General features: G+C 63.4%; 12 protein-coding genes. 10 read left to right on the top strand and 2 right to left on the bottom strand.

The window, feature by feature from the left end; genetic code table 11:
* Window positions 1-3: 3 nt before the first annotated feature.
* Window positions 4-1,203 (bottom strand): DUF6456 domain-containing protein, encoded by a 1,200-nt coding sequence (locus tag PVW27_RS08085; protein WP_274556690.1) that lies wholly within the window; start codon window positions 1,201-1,203, stop codon window positions 4-6.
* 235 nt (window positions 1,204-1,438) lie between these two features.
* Here PVW27_RS08085 and PVW27_RS08080 point away from each other — a divergent pair, with 235 nt between their 5' ends.
* Window positions 1,439-1,774 (top strand): DUF6477 family protein, encoded by a 336-nt coding sequence (locus PVW27_RS08080; RefSeq protein WP_274556689.1) that lies wholly within the window; start codon window positions 1,439-1,441, stop codon window positions 1,772-1,774.
* A gap of 81 nt (window positions 1,775-1,855) precedes the next feature.
* Here PVW27_RS08080 and PVW27_RS08075 read toward each other — a convergent pair whose 3' ends face one another.
* Window positions 1,856-3,400: a trimethylamine methyltransferase family protein gene (locus PVW27_RS08075; RefSeq protein WP_274556688.1), complete on the bottom strand. Its 1,545-nt coding sequence runs from the start codon at window positions 3,398-3,400 to the stop codon at window positions 1,856-1,858.
* Window positions 3,401-3,587: 187 nt separating this feature from the next.
* On the opposite strand from PVW27_RS08075, the gene guaA reads away from it, so the two are divergent.
* The 9 genes from guaA to PVW27_RS08030 all read left to right on the top strand — a co-directional run bounded on the left by guaA (window position 3,588) and on the right by PVW27_RS08030 (window position 11,701).
* Entirely contained in the window at window positions 3,588-5,150 is a 1,563-nt protein-coding gene (gene guaA, locus PVW27_RS08070) for a glutamine-hydrolyzing GMP synthase (RefSeq protein WP_274556686.1), read from the top strand.
* Window positions 5,147-5,428 (top strand): putative quinol monooxygenase, encoded by a 282-nt coding sequence (locus tag PVW27_RS08065; protein WP_274556684.1) that lies wholly within the window; start codon window positions 5,147-5,149, stop codon window positions 5,426-5,428. Before guaA ends, PVW27_RS08065 begins: the two co-directional genes overlap by 4 nt.
* A 59-nt stretch (window positions 5,429-5,487) precedes the next feature.
* Complete coding sequence (locus PVW27_RS08060) at window positions 5,488-6,321, top strand: DMT family transporter (RefSeq protein WP_432762067.1); 834 nt, start codon at window positions 5,488-5,490, stop codon at window positions 6,319-6,321.
* Window positions 6,322-6,370: 49 nt separating this feature from the next.
* Window positions 6,371-7,300: a DMT family transporter gene (locus tag PVW27_RS08055; protein ID WP_274556681.1), complete on the top strand. Its 930-nt coding sequence runs from the start codon at window positions 6,371-6,373 to the stop codon at window positions 7,298-7,300.
* Window positions 7,301-7,368: 68 nt separating this feature from the next.
* Window positions 7,369-8,229 (top strand): ATPase, encoded by an 861-nt coding sequence (locus PVW27_RS08050; protein WP_274556679.1) that lies wholly within the window; start codon window positions 7,369-7,371, stop codon window positions 8,227-8,229.
* Window positions 8,230-8,278: 49 nt separating this feature from the next.
* Window positions 8,279-9,202 (top strand): homoserine O-acetyltransferase MetA, encoded by a 924-nt coding sequence (metA, locus tag PVW27_RS08045; protein ID WP_274556677.1) that lies wholly within the window; start codon window positions 8,279-8,281, stop codon window positions 9,200-9,202.
* 4 nt (window positions 9,203-9,206) lie between these two features.
* On the top strand, window positions 9,207-10,175 hold the full coding sequence (locus PVW27_RS08040; protein WP_432762066.1) for an alpha/beta fold hydrolase: 969 nt from the start codon (window positions 9,207-9,209) through the stop codon (window positions 10,173-10,175).
* Window positions 10,176-10,221: 46 nt separating this feature from the next.
* Window positions 10,222-11,091 (top strand): polyphosphate kinase 2, encoded by an 870-nt coding sequence (gene ppk2 / locus PVW27_RS08035; RefSeq protein ID WP_274556675.1) that lies wholly within the window; start codon window positions 10,222-10,224, stop codon window positions 11,089-11,091.
* Window positions 11,084-11,701, top strand: a complete 618-nt coding sequence (locus tag PVW27_RS08030; protein WP_274556674.1) for a TetR/AcrR family transcriptional regulator — start codon at window positions 11,084-11,086, stop codon at window positions 11,699-11,701. The genes ppk2 and PVW27_RS08030 overlap by 8 nt, the downstream gene beginning before the upstream one ends.
* The last annotated feature ends 114 nt before the right edge of the window (window positions 11,702-11,815 follow it).

Here is an 11,815-nt window from a genome sequence, read left to right as displayed (position 1 = left end):
ACCTTAGCCGATCATCGACCCCGCCTGCCCCTGATCGTCATAGTGCCGTCGCAGGCGTTGCAACGCGATCCGCAACACGATCTTGCCCGAGCGCGCGGACCAACCCATCCTTCTCTCGGCTTGTTCCAGCCCCTCCAGATAGCAGCAGCACCGCAGGGCCACATCCCCAAGGCCAGGCCCGAGGTCACGCAGGGCGGCGCCGATCCGTGTGCGTGCGGCCTCGGGCCCGCGCTGCAAGCCGGTCTCGGCCGCGCCACCCTGCACGCCTGCGGTCAGGAACCGGTCCCAGTTCTGGGCCACTTTCGGCCCCATCTGGGACAGTTCGAAATCCTCGCGCAACCTCTCGCCTGCCGCGACAAGCTCGTCGGACAGGAAGGGTTTACCCGCCTTGTCGCGCCGCCGTGACAGCGCCAGCAGCGGGGATTCGTTCACGCAGTAGCGCATCCTGCGTCTTGTCGCCGTCGGGGGGGTATCGTCCTCAATGTCCCCTTCCGCCGGATGGCCCTGCCCCGCAAAGCGCGCCTGACCTTCGGCCAGATCGCGGCGGGCCATGTTCTCGGCTTCGGCCATCAGGGTTGCCAGCGCCGTGCGCCCCAGACCGGTGATCCGGTAGCGCGAGATCCGGCCCGGTGCATCGCAGGCGATCCATTCCTTGAGCGCCATGGCCTGCGCCACCGGACGGTCCACGACGGCCGTGCGGGTTGTGGCACCGCCCGCGATGTCACGCACGACCACGGCCTTGTCCATCTCGGTCGCCACGGCCAAAACGGCACCGGGTTCGGACAGCCGCCGCAGGACGCGGCGCGCCTCGCGGCGCAGCACCTCGTAGGACGGAGCCGTATCGCTCGTCGGTGTCTGGGTCAGGCATTCCGTCTGCATGGGCGCTACCTCTTTCTGCGAGGGTTGGGGTCGCGCCACGACCGGAACCTTGGCCGGGGCGCGGGTGAAGTGGATGGTGCCAAGGCGGCGCAGCGCCTCATCGACCAGCAGGTCATCGCGGCGGTTCTCCAGCCGCCGGATCTGGCGCAATACGGTCGAAGCATGGCAACCCGCGCTGCGGGCCAGAGCGCGGATCGGCAATCCGGCTTCGGTATGGGCCAGATAGCGCAGCGCATCCTGCGGCACCCATGCGGGGGCGCATCCGGGTGGCTGAGGGTCGCAAGGTCCGTTAATTGTGGTCACACCCCCGTCTATGGTTGTCATGTCAGCCCTCCTGCCACAGTTATCCACAGGTTATCCCCAGAAGAACTTTCAACCTAAGAATGCACTTCTTACCAGTTCGTTAACGATTTGGCGTTTTTGCCATAATTGTTTCCAAATATTGAATAATGGCAAAGGGGGCGCGCGCTGGTCCGGCACGGCACGCAACATCCCCCTGACCCGTGCTTGTGTGGATGCCATCGGGCGCTGTGCCCGATGCTGCATAGGACGCCACGCCATGACCGATATCCTGCACCGTCTGGACCATCTGCGCCGCCCGCGCCTTCTGATCCGCGCGGCGCGGATCGGGGCCGAGGATTACCGGCGCGACATTCATCTGCCGCGGCTTCTGGGCCATGGGGGCTTGCCGCGCAACGCGGTAGCTCTGGCGCATCTGATGGAGATGGAGGCCGGTCTGGATGACAGCCGCCGCGCGGGTGACGCGGCTTACTCCAGCATGCGCCATGTCGAGGTGATGATCGCGGTCATCGGCGAGGCGCGCATCCTGCGGGCGACCCGGCCAACGCTGGTGCCGCCTGCCACCCCAGCCCCGGAACTGGCCGTTCCGGCCTGATCCGCCGCGACGGCGGGCTGCCCGACATGCAACAGGGCGGCCCGCGGACCGCCCTGCCAAGCTTTTCAGGATGGGCGCGCCTTACATGAAGGCGTCGGCCATGCTTTCTTTCTTCTTAGCGACATAGCCGGCCAGCGCCTCGGCGATTGCGGGGTCCATCGCGGGTTGCTGGTAATTGGCCAGCATCTGCTCGACCTTGGCGCCTGCCAGCGCCATGGTGTCGCGGGCGCCTTCCTCGTGCCATGTCTCATAGGGTTTGTAGTCGAACACGTCCGAGCGCCAGAAGGCGGATTTGAAATTCGCCTGCGTATGGGCGCAGCCCAGATAATGCCCAGAGGGGCCGACTTCGCGGATAGCCCCCATGGCCTGCGCGTTCTCGTCCATGGCGACGCCTTCGGCAAACTTGTGCAGCGCGCCCAACTGGTCTGCGTCCATCACGAATTTCTCGAAGCTGGAGACAAGCCCGCCTTCCAGCCAGCCGCAGGCATGCAGCATGAAGTTCACGCCGGACAGCAGGCCCATGTTCAGGCTGTTGGCGGTTTCATAGGCGGCCTGCGCGTCTGGCAGTTTCGAGCCGCAGAAAGAACCTGCCGAGCGGAACGGCAGACCCATGCGGCGCGCCAGTTGACCCGCGCCATAGGTGATATGGCTGGCCTCGGGCGTCCCGAAGGTGGGCGCGCCGGAGTTCATGTCGATCGAGGTCACGAAAGCGCCGAAGATCACGGGCGCGCCTTTGCGCACCAGCTGGCTATAGGCGATGCCGGCCAGCACCTCGGCCAGAACCTGCGTCAGCGTGCCCGCGACCGAGACAGGGGCCATGGCACCGCCCACGATGAAGGGCGAGATGATGCAGGCTTGGTTGTTGCGGGCGTATACCTCAAGGCTGCCCATCATCACATCGTCGAAGGTCATCGGCGAGTTGATGTTGATGAGGCTGGTCATCACCGTGTTGTTCTGCACGAAGTCTCGGCCGAACAGGATTTCGCACATCTCGACCGAATCCTGCGCCCGGCTTGGTTCCGTCACCGATCCCATGAAGGGCTTGTCGGACAGGGTCATGTGGGCATGGAGCATGTCCAGATGGCGCTTGTTGACGGGGATGTCGGTGGGCTCGCAGACCGTGCCGCCCGAATGGTGCAGCCATTTCGACATATAGCCCAGCTTCACGAATTTGCGGAAATCCTCCATCGTGGCATAGCGGCGGCCCCCTTTGGCGTCATGCACGAAGGGCGGGCCATAGACGGGGGCCAGGACAAGGTTCTTGCCACCCACGACCACATTGCGCGCGGGGTTGCGAGCGTGTTGGGTGTATTCCTTTGGGGCCGTGGCGCAAAGCTGGCGGGCCAGACCGCGCGGGATGCGGACACGCTCGCCCTCGATCTCGGCCCCGGCATTGCGCCAGAGCTCCAGTGCGGCGGGGTTGTTGACGAAATTCACCCCGATCTCGGCCAGCACCGTTTCGGCATTGGTCTCGATGATCTCAAGCGCTTCTTCGGTCAGCACCTCGAAATTGGGAATGTTGCGGCGGATATATTGCGCCGTTTCAAAGGATACGGCCCCGCGCTCGGCGCGTCGCGCTGCACCACCACCACCGCGTGCCGGTCTGCGCGTCTGAACCTCTTCCATCTGTCTCATCCTTCATGCCGATGCCACCGCCCCTTCGGCGGTTTGCCACCTGATACCGGGTTCGCGCCGGGCCGTGGGCGCAAAATCCGGCTATTGAGGGGGAAAAGCGACATATCCACCCCTTGGCCTGTCGTGCCATGCCGCAGGGAGACTTGCGCAAAGCAAGACCTTGGCCTAGGAGGCTGACATGAGCCAGACATCCCATGACCGCCTTCTCATCATCGACTTTGGCAGCCAGGTGACGCAGCTGATCGCGCGTCGCCTGCGCGAGTTGAACGTCTATTGCGAAATCCATCCCTATCAGAAGGTGACGGATGCCTTTCTGGCCGAATTCGCGCCGAAGGCCGTGATCCTGTCGGGGGGGCCGGACAGCGTGACCCGCGAAGGATCGCCACGCCCGCCCGAAAGCGTGTTCACCCTTGGCGTGCCGCTTCTGGGCATCTGCTATGGCCAGCAGGTCATGATGGAGATGCTGGGAGGCAAGGTCGAATCGGGCCACGGCACTGCCGAGTTCGGACGCGCCTATGTGACCCCCGCCAATGGCCGGATCGACCTTCTGAAGGGCTGGTTCCTTGAAGAGCGTGAGCAGGTCTGGATGAGCCATGGCGACCATGTCAGCCGCATCGCGCCGGGGTTCGAGGTCTACGGCACCTCGCCCAACGCGCCCTTCGCCATCACGGCGGATCTGGAGCGGCGGTTCTATGCGGTGCAGTTCCACCCGGAGGTGCATCACACGCCCAATGGCAAGACGCTCTATGAGAATTTCATCCGCGACGCGGGCTTTACCGGCGACTGGACCATGGGGGCCTATCGCGAGGAAGCGATCCGCAAGATCCGCGAACAGGTGGGCGACAAGCGCGTGATCTGCGGGCTGTCGGGCGGGGTCGATTCCTCGGTCGCGGCTGTGCTGATCCACGAGGCGATCGGCGATCAGCTGACCTGCGTCTTCGTCGATCACGGGCTGTTGCGGCAGAACGAGGCGACTGAAGTGGTTGCCATGTTCCGCGACAATTACAACATCCCGCTGATCCATGCCGATGAGGCGGATCTGTTTCTGGGCGAGTTGGAAGGTGTGTCCGACCCCGAAACCAAGCGCAAGATCATCGGGCGGCTGTTCATCGACGTGTTCCAGAAATACGCCAGCGGGATCGAGGGTGCGGAATTTCTGGCCCAGGGCACGTTGTATCCCGATGTGATCGAATCGGTCAGCTTCAGCGGCGGTCCGTCGGTCACGATCAAGTCGCATCACAATGTGGGCGGCCTGCCCGAGAAGATGGGCCTGAAGTTGGTGGAACCGCTGCGCGAGCTGTTCAAGGACGAGGTCCGCGCCCTGGGGCGTGAGCTTGGCCTGCCGGACAGTTTCATAGGGCGTCACCCCTTCCCCGGCCCCGGTCTGGCAATCCGCTGCCCCGGCGAGATCACCCGCGAGAAGCTGGAGATCCTGCGCAAGGCGGATGCGGTCTTTATCGACCAGATCCGCAGGCATGGGCTGTATGACGATATCTGGCAGGCTTTCGTGGCGATCCTGCCTGTGCGCACGGTCGGCGTGATGGGCGACGGGCGGACCTATGATTTCGCCTGTGCGCTGCGGGCGGTCACATCCGTGGACGGGATGACAGCCGATTATTACCCGTTCAGCCATGATTTTCTGGGCGAGACCGCCACGCGGATCATCAACGAGGTCAAGGGGATCAACCGCGTCACCTATGATGTGACCTCGAAACCGCCGGGCACGATCGAATGGGAATGATCCATCTCACAGGACGCCTGATCTGCGCATCCCATGCGCAGGCGCGTGCCGTGATGATGGCCCTGCCCGAGCATATCCGCCTGACACGGGCCGAGCCGGGATGCGTAACATTTGACGTGACGCCCACGGATGATCCGCTGATCTGGCAGGTCGCGGAGTCCTTTCTGGATCGTGCCGCATTCGATGCGCATCAGGCGCGGGCGGCGGCGACCGATTGGGCAGTGCAGACATCCGGGATCACCCGCGATTACGCCATCACCGAGGACGGTGCCGCATGACCACCCCGATCCCGGCGATCCTGCCTGCGCCGCCGCCTGTGCTGCGCGCGGCGCTCTGGATGATCGGGGCCATCGGGTCGTTTTCGGCCATGGCCGTGGCGGGACGTGAGGCGTCGCTGGATCTGGATACGTTCGAGATCATGCTCTACCGCTCTATCGTGGGCGTGCTCATCGTCTTTGCCGTGCTGACCCTGACGCGGCGCTGGCACGAGGTGTCTCGCCGCCATCCCGGTTTGCAGATCATGCGGAACCTGGCGCATTTCAGCGGGCAGAACCTGTGGTTCTATGCGGTGACCGTGATCCCGCTGGCGCAGGTCTTTGCGCTGGAATTCACCTCGCCGCTCTGGGTGCTGGTGCTGTCGCCACTGGTGCTGGGCGAGCGGATGACGCCGATGCGGACGCTGGCGGCGGTGCTGGGGTTCATCGGCATCCTCATCGTGGCGCGGCCCAGCCCAGACAGTCTGAACCCAGGTGTCATCACGGCGGCCTTGTCGGCGATCTGTTTCGCCTTCACCATCATGTTCACGAAAAAGCTGACCCGCACGGAAAGCATCGCCTGCATCCTGTTCTATCTGACAACGACCCAAGTTGTGTTCGGTCTGATCGCGGCGGGCTATGACGGGGATATCGCTCTTCCTTCTGCCACGAGCCTGCCCTGGGTCGTCGTGATCGGCTGTGCCGGGCTGATGGCGCATTTCTGCCTGACCAATGCGCTGTCCATCGCGCCGGCGACGGTGGTGATCCCCATCGACTTCACCCGCCTGCCTGTCATCGCGATCGTGGGGATGCTGCTTTACAGCGAGCCGCTGGATCTGTTCGTCTTTGCGGGCGCGCTGGTGATCTTTGCCGGAAACTATCTGAACATCTGGCACGAGACGCGGCGGCGCGGGTAACCGCAGGAAACGGGTTGCGGGCGTCCTGTCACAGGCATAACACCGCGCCATGACACAAAAATCCATCTCTCTGCGGGCCTGGGTCGAACTGCTGCTCTTGGGCGGCATCTGGGGGGCCTCCTTCCTGTCGAACGCGGTGATCCTGCGCGAGGTGGGGTTTGTCAGCGTGGTCGCCTTTCGCGTGACGGGCGCGGCGCTGATCCTGTGGGCCTATGTCTTGATCCGCCGCCTGGCGCTGCCGCGTGATCCGGTCGTCTGGGCGGGGTTTGTCTTTTCGGGCGTGTTGAACACTGCCCTGCCCTTTGCGCTGATCACCTGGGGGCAGACACATATTCCGTCGGGGCTGGCTTCGATCCTGAACTGTTCCACGGCGGTGTTCGGCGTGTTGGTCGCCGCGCTGGTCTTCGCGGACGAGCGGTTGACGCGGCGCAAGCTGGCGGGGATCGGGCTGGGCTTTGCGGGCGCGGTCACGGTGATCGGGCCGGATGCGGTGCGCGGGCTGGACCTGACGGCGCTGGCGCAACTGGCGCTGATCGGGGCGGCGCTGTGTTATGCGTTCGGGAGCGTCTTCAACCGGGCGCGTCTGTCGGGTCTGGCCCCGCAGGTGGCGGCGGCGGGGATGCTGAGCGGGGCAACGCTGGTGATCCTGCCGCTGGCCTTGTGGCAGGAGGGGGTGCCGCGTCTGGATTATGCGGACGTCACATGGGTGGCCATCGCCTATCTGTCGGTCGTGGCCACGGCTCTGGCCTATCTGCTGTATTATCGTGTGCTGGCCATGGCCGGGTCGGGCAATGTGCTGTTGGTCACGCTGCTGGTGGCCCCGGTCGCCATCCTGCTGGGATCTGTCTTTCTGGACGAGGCGCTGCCGATCCGCGCCTATGCGGGTTTCGCGCTGCTGGCGGCGGGTCTGGTGGTGATCGACGGGCGCATCCTGAACCGGCGCCGCGCGGCGGGGGCAATGCCGCCGCCTGTTCAGTGAGGCTGCAAGAGCGTTGACCACCCTTGCAGGCGGGGCTACCACATCGCGCAGGCAAAGGGGATGCGTCCATGATCTATAGTTCAGCGGCAGAATGGCTGGCAGCGCCGCGCAAGCGGGTGTTGTTCTTCGGCATGTCGGGCTTGGGCAAGACCCATCTGGCCACGCTGCTGCGCGATCACGGGGACTGGTTCCACTACTCGATCGATTACCGGATCGGCACGCGCTACATGGGCGAATATATCGCCGACAATGCCAAGGCCGAGGCGATGAAAGTGCCCTTCCTGCGTGATCTGCTGTTGTCGGATTCGATCTATATCGGGTCGAACATCACGTTTCATAACCTCAAGCCCGTATCCTCCTATCTGGGCAAGCCCGGTGATCCGGCCAAGGGCGGTCTTCCTTACGCCGAATATACCCGCCGTCAGTCGCAGTTCCGGCAAGCCGAGATCCATGCCCTGATGGATACCGGCTATTTCATCGAGAGGGCCGAGGCGCTGTATGGTTATCCGCATTTCGTCTGCGATACCGGCGGGTCGATCTGCGAATGGGTGGACCCCGAGAACCCGCACGATCCGGTGCTCAAGGCGCTGTCCGAGACCACGCTGATGGTCTGGATCAAGGGCGACGAAGCGCATACCGCCGAACTGATCCGCCGTTTCGACAAGGCGCCAAAGCCCATGTCCTATCAGGCGGCGTTTCTGGACCGGGTCTGGCACGAATATCTGAGCCTGAACCATGTGTCCGAGGGTGATGTCGATCCGGATGCCTTCATCCGCTGGACCTATGCGCAGGCCTTGGCGCATCGGCAACCGCGCTATGCGGCGATGGCGCGCAATTGGGGCGTGACCGTCACCGCCGATGAGGTCGCCGCCGTCCGCAGCGCCGCCGATGTCGATGCGCTGATCGCCATGGCCCTTGAGCGGGGCTGACACCCGCCCTATCTGCACCCATCCGACAAGACCCAGAAGGACGTTCCACATGCCCATCAAGATCCCTGCCACCCTGCCCGCCTTCAACGTGCTGACGCGCGAAGGTGTGATGGTCATGGACGAGGATCAGGCCGCGCGGCAGGATATTCGCCCGCTGAAGATCGGGCTGCTGAACCTGATGCCGAAAAAGATCCAGACCGAGAACCAGTTTGCCCGGCTGATCGGGGCCACGCCTCTTCAGATCGAGCTGTCGCTGATCCGCATGTCCGAGCATCAGACCAAGAACACTGCTGCCGAACATATGGAAAGCTTCTACCGCCCCTTCAGTGAAGTGGCGGCCACGGGCGAGAAATATGACGGTCTGATCATCACCGGCGCACCGATCGAGCATCTGCCGTTTGAGGAAGTGACCTATTGGGATGAGCTGCGGCAGGTCTTTGACTGGACGCAAACCCATGTCCATTCCACCTTCGGCGTTTGCTGGGGCGGCATGGCGATGATCTATCATTTCCACGGTGTGCGGAAACATATGCTGGAGGCCAAGGCCTTTGGCTGTTTCCGGCATCGGAACATGGCCCCCGCCTCGCCCTATCTGCGCGGGTTTTCGGATGATTGCGTGATCCCTGTCAGCCGCTGGACCGAGGTCAAGCAGGCCGAGATCGACGCGGCCCCCGGTCTGGTGACGCTGCTGGCCAGCGATGAGGTCGGCCCAGCCCTTGTCGAGGACCCGTCCCATCGGGCGCTCTATATCTTCAACCATTTCGAATATGACAGCGATACGCTGAAACAGGAATATGACCGCGATGTCGCCACCGGCACCCCGATCAATGTGCCGCTGAACTATTATCCAAATGACGATCCCGCGAGGACGCCTCTCAATCGGTGGAGAAGTCACGCGCATCTTCTATATGGTAACTGGATAAACCAGATTTATCAGTCAACCCCGTTCGAGCTGGATGAAATCGGCACATAAGGTGATCTCTGTCGTAGCCACTCTGGCGCTTTTGGGCGGATGCGGGGTCATTGTGGACCGTCGCGCCGACACGCGCGCCGCAGCGGCCGAGGCCAGCTATCCCCCGACAGGGCAATTCGTGACGGTCAATGGGCAGCGTGTGCATGCCCATGTCGAGGGCGCGGGACCCGATCTGGTGTTGATCCACGGGGCTTCGGGCAATACGCGGGATTTCACCTTTTCCTTTGTCGAAAGGATGAAGGACAATTACCGCGTCATCGTCTTTGACCGCCCCGGTCTGGGCTGGTCGGATCGCGTGTCGGATGAATTCAGCGGTGCTTTCACCACGGCTGCGGAAAGCCCGCTGCAACAGGCGGCTTTTCTTCAGGCCGCCGCCGATCAGCTTGGCGTCAGCAATCCCATCGTTCTGGGACATTCCTATGGCGGTGCGGTCGCGTTGGCCTGGGGATTGAGCCGGCCCGAGGACACGGCGGCACTGGTCGTGCTGTCGGGCGCCTCGAACCCCTGGCCGGGCGGGCTGGGTGTGCTTTACGGGGTGGCCTCATCGGCCATCGGTGGCGCGACGGTGGTGCCGCTGATCGCGGCCTTTCCGCCACGTGGTCAGGTGGATGGCGCGCTGGACAGTATCTTTGCACCGCAATCGCCGCCCGATGGCTATGCCGACTATATCGGATCAGGACTAACCCTGCGGCGCGAGACGCTGCGTGCCAATGCACGGCAGGTCAATTCCCTGCGCCCCCATGTTGTCGAGATGTCGGCCCGCTACAGCACTTTGCCGATGCCGGTCGAAATCGTGCATGGCACGGCCGATGACGTCGTGCCGATCCATATCCATTCGGAACCTCTGGCGCGACAGATCCCCGGTGCTGTGCTGACCCGGCTGGAGGGGATCGGTCATATGCCGCACCATTCCGCTCCGGCCGCTGTCGCGGAGGCGATCGACCGCGCCGCCGCCCGCGCGCGATTGCGTTGATCCGGTCACTGGGCCATAGTCAGGCAAAACAAGGGTCAATGAAGCCATGAGCCTGCCATTCGACGGCGCCATAAGCGATTTTTTCGACAACCACGCCCCTGACCATATCCGCGAGGCCATTCGCGGGGCGGGCAAGGATGATCTGATCAATCCCGATTATCCCTATGCCACCGAGATGGGGGGCAAGGACTATGACCGCGAGATGGAGAGTCTCCAGATCGAACTGGTCAAGCTGCAGGCCTGGGCGCGCCGCAGTGGCGCGCGGATTGCCATCGTCTTCGAGGGGCGTGATGCGGCTGGCAAAGGTGGCACGATCTCGCGGTTCACCGAGAACCTGAACCCGCGCGGCGCGCGGGTGGTGGCGCTGTCCAAGCCGTCGGATACCGAGGCGACCCAGTGGTATTTCCAGCGCTATATCCAGCATCTTCCCGCAGGCGGCGAGATCGTGCTGTTCGACCGCAGCTGGTACAATCGCGGTGTGGTCGAACATGTCTTCGGCTTCTGCACCGGGACTCAGCGCGAGCAGTTCTTTCATCAGGTGCCCGAATTCGAGGATATGCTGGTGGATGAGGGGATACACCTCTTCAAGATCTGGCTGAACGTAGGCCGGGCCGAGCAACTGCGCCGCTTTCTGGCCCGCGAGCGGGACCCGCTGAAACAGTGGAAGCTGAGCAAGATCGACGTGGACGGGCTGCACAAATGGGACGCCTATAGCGACGCCATCCGCGAGACTCTGCATCGCAGCCATACAGAGGCCGCCCCCTGGACCATCGTCAAGTCCGATGACAAGAAACGCGCCCGTCTGGCCGTGATCCGGCATGTTCTGACAGCGCTGGATTATAGCGGCAAGGATGCCGAGGCCATCGGGGCCGGCGACAGCGCGATTTGTGGCGGGCCGGACCTGTGGGATGCGTAAGCAGGGCTATCACCACGGCAACCTGCGGCAAGCCTTGGTCGAGGCGGCGCTGGATCTGATTACCCGGCAGGGGCCGACCGGATTCACCCTGTCAGAGGCCGCCAAACAGGCGGGCGTGACCCCTGCAGCCGTTTACCGGCATTTCGAAGGCCGCGAGGATCTGATCGCGGAGGCCGCGCGTCAGGGGTACGAGATCTTCGCCGATGTGATGCAATATGCCTATGACAAGGGCCAGCCTTCGGCCTTGGCGGCATTCGAAGCGACGGGGCGCGCCTATCTGGCCTTTGCGCGCAAATATCCCGGCCACTATATCGCGATGTTCGAAAGCAGCATTTCCGTGAACCGCACGCCTGAACTGGCGGCTGCCGCGACGCGCGCGCGGGATGTTCTGGAAAGTGCTGCCCGTGACCTCAGCCAGCATATCCCGCCGGAGAAGCGGCCACCGGCCAGCATGTTCTCGGCGCATATCTGGGCCATGTCGCATGGTGTGGTCGAGTTGTTCGCGCGCAATTCACCCAGTGCGGTCTCGCCCTTTCCACCCGAGGACCTGCTTGAGTCGGGGATCGGGATCTATCTGCGCGGTCTGGGACTGATTCCGCCCGACAAGTAACCTCTGATCGCCGCGACTGCCTGTTATTCGGGCAAAGTCAGGCGTGCTGACCTTTTCTCCCTCATCACTCTGGACGTCGAATCTGCAACAGGATTATGACGATCTCAACGGCAA

The organism is Seohaeicola sp. 4SK31, from assembly GCF_028802875.1.
In the GTDB taxonomy this organism is placed as follows: Bacteria; Pseudomonadota; Alphaproteobacteria; order Rhodobacterales; family Rhodobacteraceae; genus Seohaeicola.
Note: the sequence above shows the minus strand (reverse complement) of the source record. Positions and strands in the feature narration are given on the sequence as shown.